The 16,778-nt window shown below is 51.1% G+C and carries 15 protein-coding genes and 1 pseudogene; 5 read left to right on the forward strand and 11 right to left on the reverse strand.

What is annotated here, in order from left to right:
• Positions 1 to 8 precede the first annotated feature (8 nt).
• The 4 genes from FJQ58_RS04070 to FJQ58_RS04085 are packed head-to-tail and all read right to left on the reverse strand — an operon-like array spanning position 9 to position 4,809.
• The gene (locus tag FJQ58_RS04070; protein ID WP_139991150.1) at positions 9 to 953 is read right to left on the reverse strand and encodes an aldo/keto reductase; all 945 of its coding nucleotides are present in this window, start codon (positions 951 to 953) and stop codon (positions 9 to 11) included.
• A 40-nt stretch (positions 954 to 993) separates the two neighbouring features.
• On the reverse strand, positions 994 to 2,493 hold the full coding sequence (locus FJQ58_RS04075) for a UxaA family hydrolase (protein ID WP_139991151.1): 1,500 nt from the start codon (positions 2,491 to 2,493) through the stop codon (positions 994 to 996).
• Entirely contained in the window at positions 2,486 to 3,982 is a 1,497-nt protein-coding gene (locus FJQ58_RS04080) for a tagaturonate reductase (protein WP_139991152.1), read from the reverse strand. Before FJQ58_RS04080 ends, FJQ58_RS04075 begins: the two co-directional genes overlap by 8 nt.
• The gene (locus FJQ58_RS04085) at positions 3,979 to 4,809 is read right to left on the reverse strand and encodes an amidohydrolase family protein (RefSeq protein ID WP_139991153.1); all 831 of its coding nucleotides are present in this window, start codon (positions 4,807 to 4,809) and stop codon (positions 3,979 to 3,981) included. The genes FJQ58_RS04080 and FJQ58_RS04085 overlap by 4 nt, the downstream gene beginning before the upstream one ends.
• 149 nt (positions 4,810 to 4,958) lie before the next feature.
• Between FJQ58_RS04085 and FJQ58_RS04090 the strand changes: the two genes are divergently transcribed.
• The 3 genes from FJQ58_RS04090 (at position 4,959) to FJQ58_RS32530 (ending at position 6,293) form a co-directional block, all read left to right on the forward strand.
• Complete coding sequence (locus FJQ58_RS04090; RefSeq protein ID WP_274382315.1) at positions 4,959 to 5,819, forward strand: AraC family transcriptional regulator; 861 nt, start codon at positions 4,959 to 4,961, stop codon at positions 5,817 to 5,819.
• A gap of 93 nt (positions 5,820 to 5,912) precedes the next feature.
• Entirely contained in the window at positions 5,913 to 6,074 is a 162-nt protein-coding gene (locus FJQ58_RS32525) for a hypothetical protein (RefSeq protein WP_175598087.1), read from the forward strand.
• A gap of 51 nt (positions 6,075 to 6,125) precedes the next feature.
• Entirely contained in the window at positions 6,126 to 6,293 is a 168-nt protein-coding gene (locus tag FJQ58_RS32530) for a hypothetical protein (protein ID WP_202915204.1), read from the forward strand.
• A gap of 89 nt (positions 6,294 to 6,382) precedes the next feature.
• Here FJQ58_RS32530 and FJQ58_RS04095 read toward each other — a convergent pair whose 3' ends face one another.
• The 6 genes and pseudogenes from FJQ58_RS04095 to FJQ58_RS04120 form a co-directional block, all read right to left on the reverse strand.
• Positions 6,383 to 7,174, reverse strand: coding sequence for an ABC transporter permease (locus FJQ58_RS04095; protein WP_139991155.1), 792 nt, complete (start codon positions 7,172 to 7,174; stop codon positions 6,383 to 6,385).
• A pseudogene (locus FJQ58_RS04100) lies at positions 7,171 to 8,046 on the reverse strand (ABC transporter ATP-binding protein); the annotation flags it as partial. The gene FJQ58_RS04095 and the pseudogene FJQ58_RS04100, both read right to left, overlap by 4 nt.
• Positions 8,047 to 8,151: 105 nt before the next feature.
• On the reverse strand, positions 8,152 to 9,246 hold the full coding sequence (locus tag FJQ58_RS04105) for an ArsR/SmtB family transcription factor (protein WP_162341292.1): 1,095 nt from the start codon (positions 9,244 to 9,246) through the stop codon (positions 8,152 to 8,154).
• Positions 9,247 to 9,508: 262 nt separating this feature from the next.
• Positions 9,509 to 10,438, reverse strand: coding sequence for an EamA family transporter (locus FJQ58_RS04110; protein ID WP_139991157.1), 930 nt, complete (start codon positions 10,436 to 10,438; stop codon positions 9,509 to 9,511).
• A gap of 111 nt (positions 10,439 to 10,549) precedes the next feature.
• Positions 10,550 to 10,999: a hypothetical protein gene (locus tag FJQ58_RS04115; RefSeq protein WP_139991158.1), complete on the reverse strand. Its 450-nt coding sequence runs from the start codon at positions 10,997 to 10,999 to the stop codon at positions 10,550 to 10,552.
• 166 nt (positions 11,000 to 11,165) lie between these two features.
• Positions 11,166 to 11,627 (reverse strand): hypothetical protein, encoded by a 462-nt coding sequence (locus FJQ58_RS04120; protein WP_139991159.1) that lies wholly within the window; start codon positions 11,625 to 11,627, stop codon positions 11,166 to 11,168.
• 274 nt (positions 11,628 to 11,901) lie between these two features.
• Between FJQ58_RS04120 and FJQ58_RS04125 the strand changes: the two genes are divergently transcribed.
• The gene (locus FJQ58_RS04125; RefSeq protein WP_139991160.1) at positions 11,902 to 12,774 is read left to right on the forward strand and encodes a VOC family protein; all 873 of its coding nucleotides are present in this window, start codon (positions 11,902 to 11,904) and stop codon (positions 12,772 to 12,774) included.
• Here FJQ58_RS04125 and FJQ58_RS04130 read toward each other — a convergent pair.
• Positions 12,771 to 13,625, reverse strand: coding sequence for an AraC family transcriptional regulator (locus FJQ58_RS04130; protein ID WP_139991161.1), 855 nt, complete (start codon positions 13,623 to 13,625; stop codon positions 12,771 to 12,773). The two genes, FJQ58_RS04125 and FJQ58_RS04130, sit on opposite strands and share 4 nt — an antisense overlap.
• 158 nt (positions 13,626 to 13,783) lie before the next feature.
• Here FJQ58_RS04130 and FJQ58_RS04135 point away from each other — a divergent pair, with 158 nt between their 5' ends.
• Positions 13,784 to 15,838 (forward strand): beta-galactosidase, encoded by a 2,055-nt coding sequence (locus FJQ58_RS04135; protein ID WP_139991162.1) that lies wholly within the window; start codon positions 13,784 to 13,786, stop codon positions 15,836 to 15,838.
• Positions 15,839 to 16,778: the final 940 nt, after the last annotated feature.

Below are 16,778 nucleotides of genomic sequence, written 5' to 3' on the forward strand. Positions count from 1 at the left end.
TCCTTTTTTTATACGATAACTCCCGTATTGTATTCTGCTTGTCCGCTCTCCCAGCTCCGGTTGTGCACCGGCTCCAAAATCGCAAGCACCTCTGCCAGCAGCTCCTCGTTTATCGGCTCATCCGTCCATTCGATATTTTTGCGGATATTGTCCGGATTGGCTGTACTGACAAGCGTCGTCGGAATCCGCTCGTTAGCCGTAGCGAACTGGATCGCCAGCTTCGCAATGTCTTCGCCTTTGGCTGCGCAGTGCTCAGCTGCTTGCTTGCATACCGCGCGCAGCTCGGCGCCCGCAGGGTGCCAGTCGGCCAGCGGACGGTTGCCAAGCAGCCCCATCGACAACGGCGAAGCGCTAACGAGTCCCACTCGCTTCTGCTCCAGCAGCGGCAATACGTCCAGCAGGGAAGTATCGTTCAGCGAATAATGGCAATAGGAAAGAACGGCGTCAATCTCGGTATGGGCAAGCGATTTCTCAAATACGGCAAGCGGCAGCCCCGAGACGCCGGAGAAGCGAATCTTCCCCTGCTGCTTGAGTTTATCGAGAGCAAGGAATGCGCCTTCCGCCACTTGTTCAAATGGCACAAATTCGATGTCATGCAAAAACAAAATATCAACATAGTCTGTTTGCAGCCTTTGCAAGCTTTCATCCAAGCTGCTGATGATCCGCTTCTCTGAGAAATCGAACCGATCCGCGCCATAGCGCCCAGCCTTCGTCGTTAAATAAAACCGGTCGCGCGCTATTTCCCCGATCGCCTTGCCCAGCACCGTCTCTGCCTTCGTCAGGCCGTAATAAGGCGAAACGTCAATCAGGTTGATGCCTCCATCTACAGCTGCATGCACCGTACGGACGCTTTCCGCGTCATCGGTCTCCCGAAACACGGAGCCTAGCGATGATGCGCCAAAGCTAAGCGCCGATACTTCCAGTCCTGTCTTCCCAAGCTTGCGGTATTTCAACGTTACCCACTCCTGTTATGAGAATTCGTTCGCTAGACCTCTACAAAATAACGCCGTCCTTGAAAATAGCAATTTCCTTAAAGCCATTACGCTCGTTATTCGTTTGGATATCGCCCGATGCGAGGCTGATCAGTTGCTCCCATAACTCGTCGGTCAACGTTTCCATGCTCTTATCCTCCAGCAGCTGCCCAGCGTTGAAGTCGATCCAATTTTTCTTGCGCCCGGCCAGCTCGCTGTTCGTTGCGATCTTCACTGTCGGCACCGGCCCGCCAAACGGAGTGCCCCTGCCTGTCGTAAACAACACGATATGCGCTCCGCCAGCAGATAAGGCTGTGACCGATACGAGATCGTTTCCCGGCGCCTCGAGCAGATTGAGGCCGCTGCTTGTGATCCGCTCTCCATATGGCACAACATCACGCACGATGGCGTGCCCGCCCTTTTGCGTACAGCCAAGCGACTTCTCCTCCAGCGTGCTGATGCCGCCAGCTTTGTTTCCCGGTGACGGATTCTCGTAGATTTCCTGGTCATGCTTAATAAAATATTGCTTGAAATCGTTAATTAAATGAACGATTTTGCCAAATACCTGCTCATCCGCCGCACGGCTCATCAGTATCGTCTCCGCACCGAACATCTCCGGCACCTCAGTCAAGATCGCCGTCCCGCCCGCTTCGATCAAACGGTCGGATACCGCGCCTACGAGCGGATTCGCCGTTATGCCCGACAAGCCGTCCGAGCCGCCGCATTTGAGCCCCAGCTTCAGCTTGGACACTGGCACGGGCTCGCGCTTGAAGCGCTCGGCATAGCCAACGAGTTCCTCAACAAGCTCAAGCGCCTCTTCGATCTCGTCCTCGGCTTCCTGCGACTTTAGAAACTTCACCCGTTCCGCGCTGTGCTCGCCAATCGCGCGCTTGAACGCATCGATCTGATTGTTCTCACAGCCAAGGCCGATGACGAGCACCCCGGCTGCATTGGGATGATTGACAAGCGAGGCAAGCAGCTTCTGCGTATGAACGAGATCGTCGCCGAGCTGGGAGCAGCCAAACGGATGCGCGAAATGATACACCCCATCGACCCGTCCCTCATAAAGCGCATGCGCTTTTCGAGCCACAATTTCACACGTTTTGTTAATGCAGCCGACCGTATTAATTATCCAGATTTCGTTGCGAATGCCGACCTCGCCATTCTCGCGAACGAAGCCCCGAAAGCTTCGGCCAGCGTCAGGCGATGCCCCCTTCACCTGCTCCGGAGTTGTCTGCTCATAGGTATAATCGAGAAAACCCTTTAAGCCCGTGCCCATATTATGCGTATGCACCCAGCTACCCGGCTCAATATCTTCCTTCGCCACGCCAATGGAATAACCGAACTTCAGCACATGCTCGCCCTGCCGAACCGCGCGTGTCAGTACCTTATGCCCTTTGGGCACCTCGTCCGCGAGCTCAAGCGCGATTCCGCCCTCAAGGATAAGCTTCTCCCCTTTAGCAAAAGGCTGCAGCGCAATCACGACATGATCGTTCTCATGCAATCTGACCCAGTTATTCATTGGCTTGTCGCTCCATTCCGGTTATATTCGCGCTTACCGCTGCCGTTAATGCCGGCCAGTCGGCAGCCAAGTCACGTCCCCATACGCTCTTTAGGCTAAGCAGCTTGCCGACCGTCTGTTCCAGCGTCCAGCCTTGCGCTCCCGCCTCCGACCACACGGCCGCAATCATTTCAAGCAGGCTGGCGTCATCCCGTACGATATAGGAAATGCCGCTCAAGGTCTGGCCCTCAAAGCCCGCCTCTGACGGTTTCACCTTATAATAGCGCAGCAAGCCCGCAAAGCCTTGTGCCAACCCGCCGGGCACTGGCTTGCCTTCTTCCGCGTAATGAAGCAGAGACGGCAGCAGCCTTACTTTAAATTTGCTCAAACTGTTCATCGCGATATCGGACAGCCTATGGCGAATGAACGGGTTTAAAAAACGCTCGTACACATCGCCTGCGTAAGCTTGCAGCTCGGACTGCGCAATTGCGAGCGATGGAATGATTTCCGTCTCTACCGCTGCGCGCACGAGCGCTCCCAGCTCCGGATGCTCCACCGCTTCTCTCACCTGCTCCAGATCGCGCAGCAAGCCAAGCGGCGTCATCAGCGTATGGGCTCCGTTCAGAATGCGGACCTTGCGCAGCTGGAACGGCTTCAAATCCTCGACCCAGTGAACATTGAGCCCCGCCTTGCGCAGCGGTAGCAGCTCCTCCAGCTCAGGCTCGCCTTCAATCGCCCAGAGATGATAAGGCTCCGCCGTCGTCAGCATCGGATCGGAATAGCCCCATTCCTTAAACCAAGCCTCGGCCTGCGCTTCCTCCGGATATCCCGTAACGATACGGTCCACGAGTGAATTCAAGAAACGGTTATGCTCGTTAATCCATTCTTTAAATGATTCGGAATAACCCCAATCGTCACTGTAGCGAAGTATGCAGCTGCGAAGCTCATCGCCGTTGCGCTCCAGCAGCTCGCAAGGCAAGCAAACCAAACCGCGTTCCGGATCTCCGGCAAAATGGTTAAACCTGCGGTAAAGCAGCTGAGTCAGCTTACCGGGAAACGACTGGACCGGCTGGCCGTCCACAAGCGCCTCCGGCCGATAGACAAGCCCTGCCTCCGTCGTATTGGACACAACGATTTTCAGCTCTTCATTTTCGGCTAAACCAAGAAAGGTTTCCCAATTGGAATATGGATCGAACGCTTCGCCAAATACGGAAATGACTTCTGTGCGCTCAACGCGCTCGCCATTTTCTAGTCCGCGAATGACCAACGTATATAACCCATCCTGTTCTGCGAGCGCATCGATCTTCGGCTTGCCGCCAGGCCTTGGCTGCGTAACCGCGACACTGCCTTCGTATAAGCCCTGCTTCCTGCACTCATGCAGCATCCAATCAAAGAAGCCTCGCAAAAAATTGCCTTCCCCGATTTGCAGTACCGTCACCTTCGCCTGCTTGGCTTCTTCATATAAACGTTTCTGTTCCTCAGTTAACAGGTTTGCATTCAATGTTGTCATAGTCGATAGAACTCCTTCGCGTTTAATCCGAACAGCCGCTCCCGCTCCGCCTCGGTCCATGCGCCAGGCAATGCCTTCTCCAGCACCTCCACTTGCTCGTCATAGCTAGCCGCAAGCAGACTCACTGGCCAATCGCTGCCATACATAATTCTCTCTGTTCCGAATGCCTCCACGACATGCTTAATATAGGGCGCAAATTGTTCCGCTCTCCAGTTGTCGTGCTCCGCCTCCGTAACCATCCCCGACAGCTTGCAGTAGATATGGGGATGAGCGGCGATTTGGCTCATTTGGCTCTTCCAAGGCTCAAGCACGCCATCCTTAATGCGCGGCTTCGCGATATGATCAATTACCGCATGAAGGTTAGGCACTTGATCAAGCAGCTTCACCAGCGGCTCCAGTTGATGCGATACGACTAAGATATCCACGGGCACGCCCTTCTCCGCAAAAAAAGTGAGCGCTTCCACAAAGCCCTGCTCTAAGATCGCATTTGCGTCCGGCATCTCTTGAATCATCGTGCGGAAGCCTACAAATTTAGGATGCTTTGCGAAACGCTCATAATGGCTCCGATACTCCGGGTCCGCCAGGTCGAGCCAGGCTACGACACCTAATATAGAAGCTTCCCTCTCGCTTAGCGATAACAGGTAATCAGTCTCGGCAAGCGTCGCTGCCGCTTGAACGACAATCGAGCCGTCCAGCTGATGCTTATTTAAAAGAGGCTCCAAATGCTGCGGCAAAAAATCCCGGTACAGTACCGGAATATCAGGCGTAATCCAGCCGTAATCCCCTCGTTCTATGCTCCAATAGTGTTGATGCGCGTCTATTCTCATCTTTTCCGCCTCTTTTCTAGCAGATTAGCTTCCCTTTTATTATAAAAAACAATATCGATCTCTGAAATAATCAATTAGCGCTTATTTGTACTCTTTTTTGATATTTGCTACAATCAGGCTGACAAATGCGTGAAGTGAGGTGAAGATCCCTGAATCCCTATCGCAAAAGGTTCGACGCTGCAACACCGTTTCCTTTCGAATGCGTCTATCGGGATACGAAGAGCGCGCAGAACGAGCTTCCCGACCATTTTCATGACTGGTACGAGCTTGTTTACATTTATAGCGGCCAAGGCACTTTTTTTATTGACCAAACCTTTTACGATGCCGCTCCGGGCGACGTATTTCTTATCCCCGGCAACACGATTCATCGCTCCTTCCCTAATCCCGACAATCCCAAAACGTCTACCGCGCTGTTCTTCAACGCGTCGCTTGTGCATACCCCGCCGCTCGGCGAAGCCTTCTCCTATTTGCGCTGCTTCGAGCAGGCCAAGCGCCGCAAAGCGTACCGCCTGCCGCTGAGCGAGGAGGACCATTCGGCGCTCGCCGCGTGGATTGATCACATTCATGCCGAGGAAACCGGCAAGCTGCCGGGCTATCGCCAGGCCGTGCTGCTTCGGCTGCAGCAAATTTTGCTGCTGCTCGGGCGGTCCCTTCATCCGGCAGGCGCGGAATCGGAGGTATCGTCAACAGCGCCAAGCTGGATGACGTCAATATTGGCCTACATTGATGGGCACCCAGGCAGTCCGCTGGGATTGTCGCAGCTGGCTTCGCAAGCATCCGTAACGCCAGCCCACTTCTCGCGTGTATTCAAGAAATTGACGGGCATGAACGTCACGGAATACGTAACGACCAAGCGCATTATACGAGCAAAGGAGCTGCTGGTGGAGAGTGATGCCAACGTCGCCTACATTGCCGAGCAATGCGGGTTTGAAAGTCTTCCGCATTTTCACCGTATGTTCAAAAAACTAACAGGCACAACCCCCTCGCAATACAAAAGAAGCGAGAATTGATAGATTTGACGGTTATCATTGGCGGATACAAGCTGTCAGCCCCGCTCATATAGTAATCCTGTAAAGCAAACATGCTGGCAGGGGGGTTCATTCATGGTTCGTTCAAGCGTCAAAACCTTAAAGTACCGCGTAGGCAAAAACAATTATCTCGTTATTAATATTTATCAAACATCCGAGGCAAGCGCGCAGCAAGGAAACGTGCTCGCAAGCAACGCCGCTACCGTGCAAATTTTCAAAAAAACCAAAAAACGTTAAGCTCACTCCTCGCGGCTCTGTTCCGCAGAACGCTTGAAAGGGGGTGAGATCATGTCACGCAGATACTCTAAGCATGGCAATTCCGTCAAGAAGGACAACGGTAAAACCTTTGTCAACGTTAAGCAAGGCGCTAACGCCTCCATTAACCAAGGCGGCAACGCCTTTGCGATCAACGCATCCGACATTGGCGTCGTTCGCATCCGTCCAGGCCAGCAGTAATGTTCCAAGCGAAATAAGGGCTGCTTCAGCAGGTTTATCTCCTGCGGAGCAGCCCTTATGGCTGAATTCGATGTTCGACTCAGGCTCGGTTACACCCGCCAGCTTACTAAACGATTAACAATGAAGATGGTTAGGCAGCTGTACAGGAGCATCATCGCGCAATCCAGCATGACGCCATTCGTCCAGCCATGCAGCAGCACCGTGCGCAGCGCATCCGCCGCATAGGTTGTCGGAAATAGATACGACAGCCATTGCAGCATTTTGGGAAGCTGGTTCATTTCGACCATTACGGGCGACAGAAAGGTGACCACCATCATAAGAAGCTGGGCAAGCATGCTCGTAAGCTGCTGATTCGGCGACCAGAAACCGATACATACGCCTAGTCCCACAATACTCGTTAGCGACAGCAGCATAACAAACGGAAGCGCCCAAGACAGCTGCAAATTCACGCCGTAAATCCAATAGCCAATCACGCCAAGCAGGACGAAGGAAGGAATCGTGCTCATTAAGCCGCGGAGCAAATTAGCGGCAACAAAGTTTAATTTCAAGATGGGCAATGAGGCATAAAACGTAAAGTGGCCTTGATGCTTTTGCATCGATATCTCTTGCCCGATACTGTTCAGGCCCATAATAATGACCCCAAAGATCATATTGCCTGCTATAATTTGAACCATCATCTCTGGCGCCGGATCGGGAACAAAGAAGCGCATGAATAAGATTGTAGTTAACGGAAACATCGTCGCGAGCAGCAAAACGATCACCCAGCTGTCGCGAATAAGAGCAAATTGAATACGGAACAAAATGCTCAGCTCCGTCCATAACCGGCTTGCTCCGAAGGGCCTCGGTTGCTTCAGCCTCATTTGCATCTGTGCTGTATTCATGATATTAAAGCCTCCTTGCGCGCTGCGTGATCAATATGAAAATATACGTCTTCCAAGCTAGGGGGCATTAAGGCATACTCCAAAATCGGCAGCTCCTCTTGCTCAACAATATAAGCTAATGCTCCGCTTGCCTGCTGTTTCTCTACAAGCAGCTGCAGACGGTTTTCCCCGCTCTCCTGTACGATGCCGAACGGCTGCAGCGCTGCCACCGCTTCCGCTCGCCGCCCGCTCCCAATCGTCAGCTCAAACTTCAGCCGCTGATCCACCTTCTGCTTCAGCGTGCTGACATGATCGATCGCTAGCAGCCTGCCATGGTTGATCACAGCAGCCCGGTCAACCACCTGCTCTGCCTCCAGCACGTTATGCGTGACCAAAATAACCGTGGCTCCCTCCCGATTGCGCTCCTGAATTAACTGCCAGACTAGCCGCCGTTTTTTGGGATCAAGCTCGTTGGTCGGCTCATCGAAGATCAGCACAGGCGAATGCCCAATAAGAGCAGTTCCGATGCCGACCATCCGTTTCTGGCCGCCGGACAGCTGCTTCAATGGCTTGCCGCCCCAATCAGCCATATCGAATTGCTCTAGCAATTCCTTTGCCTGTTTGTCTGCATCCTTGGCTGCCATCCCCCTCAGCCTTCCTGTAAAAGCCAGCGCTTCATGTACTTTAAGAGCTGACAGCACATGCGGCTCCTGCGCGTAATAGGCGACCATGCTCGCAGCCGCACGCGTATGCTTGAGGATATCCTCCCCGCAGAATAACACCTGCCCTTTGGTCGGCTTTAACTGGCCGACCAATTGCTTAATTAAAGTCGATTTGCCCGCGCCATTTGGACCGAGCACGCCAAGAATTTCTCCCTCCCGGATCGAAAGCGAAATCCGATCATTTGCCGTTACCATCGTTTTGCCTTTCTTGTAAACCTGGCTGACATCCTTCACTTCATATACAAATTCGCTCAACCTGCATTCCTCCTTCGTCTGCTACGGAAGCAGTATCCGCTTCGTTTGCTCCCAGTAATAACCGACTTTGTCTTTATCCAGCTCATAATAAATACGGTTGTCTACGCGTATCAAATGAATGAGATTAAGGTCAAACAGCATATTGGTGTGATAGCTGATAGCCGCTGGCGTTAAGCCCAGCACCTGGGCAAGCTCGTTGCCATAGTAATTTTTATGGTGGAGCAGCTCAATCATCTCCAGCCTGCGCTTATCCGCTATTACCTTCAAAAACCGTTCAATCGTTTCCTGATCCTCTCGCTGCCATGCAAAGGCGTCATTATTTACGCCAAGGATGATGAGATGGGAGCGCCCCTGCTGCTCCTCGCGATGAATCCCTACCCGAACCTGTGAAATATAACTGATATGGACGTCGGTTTCCTTATCGATGAGATCGACATCGCTCCTCATCATTTCGCGGATAGCCAGCTCCGGCTGCTCTGCGAACAAGGACTGGTATTTCATAGCGCCAGCCTCGCCAAGCTCGCGCAAACGATCCCGCATTGGCAGATAGGCGCGCTCATGAAACTGTTCAAGAACAAGCAGGGTGCGCTGCTTATATTCCTCTGCGTAACGGACATGCTCCAGCAGCGCCTCATGCTCCGCTTGATCCTGCAACCGGGCAGCCTCAACGAGCCGAAGAAGCAGTCCGTGATCCTCCCTAATGGATAGCCAATCGTGCCCCTGCATCCATTCCATCTTCTCGTCATTATATATAGCGATAGCCAAATGGCTGACTAGCTCCGTTGCAGGCTTTGCACGGTAACAAGCCAGTAACTGCTCTGGACTGCTCAGCGTCTCCCGATCCCCCAAATACACCTGCACCAATACATAGTCCAATCTCCCTGTAAATAGGTTATCCGAAAAGAAAACTGCCATTTCCTCTTTCAAGTGCTTGCTAAGGCACGCCTTCACCCCGTCAATCATTTGAAGCAGCTCATCATCTAGCGAAAAATGCACCTCGCGCGCAAACTCCTTCATATGCTTCTCCTGCGCAACGAGTGACACGGCAGCCATAAATTCAATCACCTCATGGTATGAAAACCGTAATCGCCCTGCTGCAGCTTCCCACTCTGTCATTAGCGTTGCCTCCTTCATAAAATCGATGTTAAATAAAATTTAAATGATATTCAAATATATTCATTTTGTATTTAATAAGCATTTAACAACAATGTAAAGGAAGATGGTTTGTTTGTCAATAAGTCCCATATGATAAATTTGTTTTTACCCCTCAGCAGCTTGGATTTGTAAGGTCTAAACTGCTCTTCTATAAACAAAAACAGGCCTTGCAATAGCTGCTGTAGCTACTGCAAAGCCTGTTTTAAGGAAAGTTCGACTGCCTTTATGCGCCAAACAAACGCATGAGCAGAATGCCGGCGAACGCTAGCGAGATCCCTGTAATCTCGAGCTTCGTAAAACGCTCTTTGACAATAAAACGTGTGTAAAGAAGCACGATGAGCACATTAAGCGCGGTAACCGCAGAGACGAGGCCGGCCTTCCCAAGCTCGAAAGCAGTGACGATCAGCATCATGCCAACCGCGTTTGTAATGCCGACAGCTAGGCCTACGAAATAGGTTCTTTTGCTGCCCCAGTTCGGCGAAGCGGATGGAGAAGCGCTTGGCGCAAACTGCGCTACGCGTACCGTTCCACCGCCTGCGCCCTGAAGCGCCCGTTTGCCCCGTTCGCGCTGCACATCCCTCAGCCACCAAATTCCAAAGCAGCTGGCTCCCGTGACAAACATAAAAAACATCGTTGGAAACAAGTCCGCTTCCATGATCGTCGACCATTTTCCGGATAAATCATTGGCTGCAAACAGCAGCATCGCAAGCAGTCCCCACTGCGCCCCCTGCAGGTTGCGAAGCGAAATATCATTGGACATCCGCACTAGCAGCACACCTCCAATAATAACAACAAAAGCAAGAAGCTGCATGGCATGCAGCTTCTCCTGCCAAAGCCCAAACGCGACGATAACGACGACAACAGACGGCAGCGCCGTCAATATCGCTACCAGCGACGCCTTGCCAACCGCAAATCCCTTGAACATGCTCGCATTAGCGCCAAAGGAAAACAACCCCATCTGCACGCCGATTAGCGCAGCCATGGTCCACTCCGAAGAAAAGACCAGCGCGCATATGCCATTGACGATCGCGCCCATGCTAAAGGTTCCGCATAGCAACAAATTGCGGTTCAGCGGTTTTTGGCTCGTCCAATGGTACAAAATGCCTCGCAGACCGAAGCATAGGGCGGCGAACACCGAATAAGTAAGCCACATAAGAGCAGAAAGCACCTTCCTCCAACCATCCAGACAGGACGATAAACATAATAGCTCCTATCATAACAAGGTTAAGCTGATTTGTCTGTACGCTGGAGGGCGACCTCTTGCTTATGCATTTTTATCTAAATCGCTTCTGATTTCTCTTCGATCTCGATCCAGCTCGTAGAGCAGTTGCCCTTTCGCGTCATACGCGAACAATTTGTCATCTCTGGAACGAAGCTCCTCATTCTTCTTGCTCCGTATCACTCGTGCAACCTGGTATAGGCCGTCCTTGATCCCTGCCTCCTGTTCAACACCATCGCTCCAACGGATTTGCAAACTGCTAATTTGCGGATCATTCAACTGACCAACATAAAAAGAATGAAGATACTTTCCGATGATAGCCCCGCCACCTTGAAAGCTAAGAAGCACTTCCGAATCGATCGGCATGCCAACTGACCCACCCTGATTGCTCCATAGGAAACCGAATGAGCGTTTAACATTCAATTGATGGTACATGCCATGCTCACGGTCCACGATTTGCAGCAGCTCATAGCCTTGCCCCATCTTGGTTCTCATTGAGATTGGCGCATCCGGCACCTCCAACTTATTAAGAGATGTTTGAACGACACTCTCTATCCGAAGACTGCTGTATCCCACTCCAAGCAAAACCTTACAGATTATTAAAAGCGAAAGCAATATAAACAGCCACCTAACTCCATGGCCGAGCAAACCTTTCACACAGCTATTCATTGGTTTGCCCCCCTTTAACTAAGGAAATCGGGAAGGAAAACGATTGTCCATAGGCCTCTTGAAATACGGTAATGCTCTTTATGCCCTCCGGCACTTCTTTGAACGTGAAGCGTCCACTTGATCTGAACAAGGTTGAAGTTCCTCCATATGAGGAGTGGTTCAACTCCTCTTTTCGATCGGTAATGACCTGAATCGTATTAGGAAGATCAGGCCAGGAAAATAGCCCCTTAGAGGTCATATACACATGCAATTCTCCATCCTTATAGATAACGCCATCCACCGTAAAGCTTTTCCCGTAGAACGTTTGATTTGGCGCATGAACTGCAAAGTAAGCCCCTTCTTTCCTCGCTTCTTTGATCCGGGCGTCGGGTTCAAAATGAGTGAGCTCCATAAGCGAGAAATACAGGGCTAATCCTCCCAGAATGAAGAGCAGCGTCCATTCCACTCTGCGCAATAATGTAATGATAATGCCTCCTTTTTCTTAAAACCGAAAGTAGGTTACTTTATATTAGTTACTTTATTTTAGTAAACAGGTGTGCTATGATAAACCTACTTGGAATAAAGAAGAACCATATTTCAACGCTCGTGCTTTTGCATCCTTTCTATCACTTGGGATTTTTGTGTTTCTTTTTCCAATATTGTACATGATATGACCATTGCAGGCTACGCTGCGCCAGTAAAATCATTCCAAACGTTTGAATAAACCACAACCTATAGGAGGGTTTCCCATGTCAACATTTTTGGACCCGGCAATTACGCTCGGAGAAGTGAAACTGAAGGTTAGCCAGCTTGAGAAGTCGATTCAATTTTATACGGAGGTCGTAGGACTGAAGGTTTTGCAGCAAGATGAGGCTAATCGAACAGCTTCCTTCACGGCTGACGGAGAACATACGCTGCTCATCCTTGAAGAGGTGGCGAATGCAATCGTGCCGCAACGAAGATCTCATGCGGGGCTGTATCATTTTGCGATCCTGCTGCCCGATCGCCGTTCCCTTTCGCTTGCTTTGCGCAATCTCATTCAAAGCGGCATTCATATCGGGCAGGCGGATCATCTGGTGAGCGAGGCGCTTTACATTGAAGACCTCGACCATAACGGCATCGAGATTTATGCAGACCGTCCGCGGGAGCAGTGGCGACGCGACTCCGGCGGCAACTACGTCATGGCTTCCGATCCGCTTGATTGGGAAGGTTTGCTCGCTGAGAGCGAAGGCCTCTCATGGAACGGTCTGCCGCAGGGCACCGTGATTGGGCATATCCATCTTCACGTCGGCGATCTGAGAATAGCAAGGGCCTTCTATGAAGGCAAGCTTGGCTTCGATGTTGTTGGGGACTACGCGCAAATGTCCGCCGTATTCGTCTCCGCAGGAGGCTATCACCATCATATCGGGATGAACATTTGGGCGGGTGTTGGCGCTGTTTTGCCGCCAGCTCATTCGGTAGGCTTAGCATACTTCACGGTTGTGTTTCCAAGCGCCGCCTCCCGTGAAACAACGCTTGGTCATTTGCGCAGTGCAGGCGTCGATGTGTCTGCCCAAAGCAATGCCTATGTGGTCCATGATCCATCGGGCATTACTATTCATCTCACCGTTCAAGCTGCTTAAACCGGACTTGCCCCTTGGCCATAGATCAAACGGTACTTTTTTGGAGATACGCCCTCAGATGAACGAAATACGCGTATAAAATAACTGGCTTGCGCAAATCCACACTGCGCCGCAACCTCTGTCACGGTCAATGCCGTTGTCGCCAGCAGCAGCTTAGCTGCATCGATGCGGCATTCCGTCACATAATGGTTGGGCGTCTTTCCCATGACCTGCTGAAACAAACGCAAGAAATGAAAGCTGCTGTAGCCTGCGAGTGCGGCCATCCGCTCCAGGCTCCATGGCTCCTCGCATTTATATCGGATCTGGTCTGCGGCCACCCTGATCGCATTTTGCTTCTCGAGCGCCGAAGAACCTTCCAATCTCTCCGAATGCTGAACCAGCTCCACCAAGATCTCGTACAGCAGCGCGGATAAGCGCGGCTCATTGCTTGTCTCAAATGGACTGCATAGCCCATACATTTCCTCTGTCAACGCCTTAAACCGTTCCCTGTTCGAAAAGGTGAACAGCCACCCTCCCGAATCATCAGCCTCTCTCAGCATCGGTAGCGGGATTTGGGTCTCGAAATGAATCCACCGCACATCCCACGGCTGGTCCACGCTTGAGCCATACTGCTGGAAGGCATCCTTGGGGAACAGAAATCCGTCGCCTGCCCCAAGCGCCAGACGCTCGCCGCCGCTTCCATTCATGACATAACCGCTTCCTTCAAAAATCAGATGCAAATTATAATGCTTCAACTGCCCCTGCTCTCTTCGCTCCGCATGCTGCGGGAAGCTATTGTATCTACCAAATAAATCAGGGTAACATACATACTGCGAAAACGACGGATTAGGGACAATAAAATGGCTGATCATCGGCTCAGGCTCCCTTTAACAAGTTCGCAATATTGTATCATTAATCGCAGGATTTTGTCATTTACGCTTTATATGATTGATTTTACAATTAGTAGAGAGAGTAATGATTCGCAATATATTCGCATACTATATTTACCATCCATGAGGAGGAACTACGAATGAAGCCTATCAATGCGCTAAAAGAATTCCGGCTTGGCGTCTGCTATTACCCCGAACATTGGCCGGAAAACCTATGGGAGGATGATTTCCGCCGGATGCGGGAGCTCGGCTTCTCCATCGTTCGCGTAGCGGAGTTTGCCTGGTCTATTTTTGAACCGGAGGAAGGCGTGTTTTCGTTTGACTTATTCGACCGCGCGCTTGAGCTTGCCCATAAGCATGGGCTAAAAGTGATTGTCGGCACCCCGACGGCAACGCCGCCAGCTTGGCTGACCCATAAATACCCCGAGGTGCTGAATGTGACGCAAGACGGCGTCACGCTGCATCACGGCTTGCGCCGCCACTATAACTACAGCAGCCAAAAATACCGGGAGCTGTCCGCCATTATTACGCGCAAGCTGGCGGAGCACTATAAAGGCCATCCCGCCGTTATCGGCTGGCAGATCGACAATGAATTCAACTGCGAGATCAGCGAGTTTTATGCGCCTGCCGATCATGACGCGTTCCGCGCCTGGCTGCAAGAGAAATATGGCACGCTGGACAAGCTGAACGAGGCTTGGGGAACCGTATTTTGGAGCCAAACCTATTCCGACTGGGAGCAAGTGTTTTTGCCGCGGCCAACGCCAGCCGATAAACAGCCTAATCCCCATCAAGCGCTGGACGAGAAACGGTTCATTTCTGATAATACGATTTCGTATGCGAAGGTACAGGGTGACATATTGCGTGAAGTCGCACCTCATCAGTGGGTGACAACCAACGGCTTGTTCGGCCACCTCGACAGCCACCGGATGACCGATGAGCTGCTCGATTTTTTCAGCTATGATTCTTATCCCCAGTTCTCTACGCTTTACTCCAACGAGAACGAAGAAAACCCATTGGCAGATCGAGGCTGGAGCCAATCGCTTGGCGCCGTTCGCTCCATCTCGCCTAATTTTGCCATCATGGAGCAGCAATCCGGCCCTGGCGGCTGGGTCAACCGTATGGATATGCCTTCGCCGAAGCCGGGGCAAATGCGGTTGTGGACGTATCAGTCGATTGCTCATGGCGCGAATATGGTGCTCTACTTCCGCTGGCGGACAGCTACGGTGGGCAATGAAATTTATTGGCATGGCATTAATGACTACCATAATCAGCCTAACCGCCGCGTTCGCGAAGCCGGCCAAATCGGCGCAGAACTGGCGCAGGCAGGCAACCGCATAGCGAATACGCAGTTCAAAGCGGAAATCGCACTCGTTCGCGACTACGATAACCAATGGGACGGCGAATATGATATTTGGCATGGCCCGTTCTCATGGGACAGCGGCAAGGCTTGGTTCAAAGCGCTGAATTATCGGCATATTCCAAGTGACACCCTATACGTCCGCAATACGACGACAATTGAGGATCTGAAGCGGTATAAGGTGCTCGTGTATCCGCATCCTGCCATCATGCGCGATGATACGGCTGCGCTGCTGGAGCAGTATGTACGTGAAGGCGGCATCATTATATTTGGCTGCCGGACGGGGTATAAGAATGAGCATGGCCATGCCTATATGCGTCCTTTCCCTGGCGCTGCAGCCGGACTATGCGGCATTTCCGTTGAAGAATTTACGATGGTAAAGGGCACGCGCGCTCCGACATCGATGAAGTGGGTCGGCGAAGCTGGAACCTTAACCGGAGCCAACTCCTTTAACGATGTCCTATTCGTAGAAAGCGATACGGTGGAGGTTGTCGCTCATTACGCAACCGACTACTACGCTGGGAAACCGGCCGTAACCAAAAACACATTCGGCGCGGGCGAGGCATGGTACTTCGGCGCAGTCTTCAACGAAGCGTCTGCTGGCGAGATCGTTGAACGGCTCGGCCTGGTTTCTCCGACAGCAAGCTGGCTAACGCTACCCTCAGGAGTGGAGCTCGCTATCCGCGAAGGCGAAGACGGACCGCTGTACTTCCTTCTTAACTATAGCGAGCAGCCCGCGCTTATCACGGTTAAGGAAGCCAAAACCGACCTGCTCACAGGCAATACGCTGAGCGGTGAAGTCACTTTAGAGGGTTTTGGCGTAGTTGTTTTAAGCTAGTTTGAAAGGATTTTGGCGTAGTTGTTTTAAGCTAGTTTGAAAGGATTTTGGCGTAGTTGTTTTAAGCTGGTTTGAGAGGGTTTTAGTGTTGTTGTTTTAAGCTAGTTTGGGAAGATTTTAGTGTTGTTGTTTAAGTTGGTTTTTGAGGGTATTGGCGTGGTTATTTCACGCTGGTTTAGGAAGGTTTGGGCGTAGTTGATACAAGTGAGTGCAGCTTGTCACTGTCAAGGAAGCCAAAACCGTCTTACTCACAACAGGTAACACACAAAGCGGAGTAACTTTGGAGGGTCAACTGTGGTTCTTTGAAACTAACCAACCAAGCTGCTAACTGTTGTCTATCATACAAACCCATCTATATTGCTCAAACAAGAGCTGTCCTTTAGGCCTATTCAAGCCTAAAGGACAGCTCTTCCGCTTACTGCGGATTATGATTTCAAATATGGTTTTGCGGTTTAGGATTTTAAGATATCATTTATAATAGCTACATTATTCGAAATAGGTCTAAAAATTAGATCTATTCCAGCCTCGAACCGCCGAATTCCCTCTAAAACGCCATACCAGAGTCATTTAGATCTAAAAAGTAGACCTATTTCCCCCAAACTGGCTGCTTTACTCGAAATAGGTCTAAAAATTAGATCTATTCCAGCCTCTAACCACCGAATCTCCTCTAAAAGGCCATTCCAGAGTCATTTAGATCTAAAAAGTAGACCTATTTCTCCCAAACTGGCTGCTTTACTCGAAATAGGTCTAAAAACTAGATCTATTCCAGCCTCAACCCACCAATTTGCCGCTAAAACGCCATTCCAGAGTCATTTAGATCTAAAAAGTAGACCTATTTCTCCCAAACTGGCTGAGTCCATATAATTGTGTAAAATGATGACTTCATAAAAAGTAAGCCATGAAGTAAATACTCATCTAGAAGAGTTACCTAGACCATTCC

The organism is Paenibacillus paridis, assembly GCF_006345825.1.
In the GTDB taxonomy this organism is placed as follows: Bacteria; Bacillota; Bacilli; order Paenibacillales; family Paenibacillaceae; genus Pristimantibacillus; species Pristimantibacillus paridis.